Annotated in this window: 1 pseudogene; it reads right to left on the bottom strand. The window is 62.9% G+C overall.

The annotated features are described in order from the left end of the window. A pseudogene (locus AC2ETI_RS32685) lies at positions 1 to 407 on the bottom strand (cholesterol oxidase); the annotation flags it as partial.

Raw genomic sequence — 407 nt, 5'->3', positions numbered from 1 at the left:
GTCTGGATGAACGTGTCGCCGACGCCCATGTCGTCGGCGACCGACTTCATGATCTCGTCAGCGGGCGTCATGTGCGGATTCTGCACGACGCCGAGCATCTTCTGAGCCTGCTCGTAGTACGGGGTGAGCTCGCTTCGCCAGTCGGTGATGTGCGCCCACTGCTTGTCCTGGAAGAACGGCTCCGGCGGCTGGTACAGCGTGTTGGCGTAGTTCAACGACCCGCCGCCGACGCCTGCGCCCGCGAGAATGAGGCAGTCGCGCAACAGGTGCACGCGCTGAATGCCGAAGCACCCCAGCTTCGGAGCCCAGAGGAACTTCTTGAGATCCCAACTGGTCTTCGCGAAATCTTCGTCGGCATACCGTCGGCCGGCTTCGATGACGCCGACCTTGTAGCCCTTCTCCACGAG

It is taken from the genome of Rhodococcus sp. MurmanLake-1 (assembly GCF_056945715.1).
Note: the sequence above shows the minus strand (reverse complement) of the source record. Positions and strands in the feature narration are given on the sequence as shown.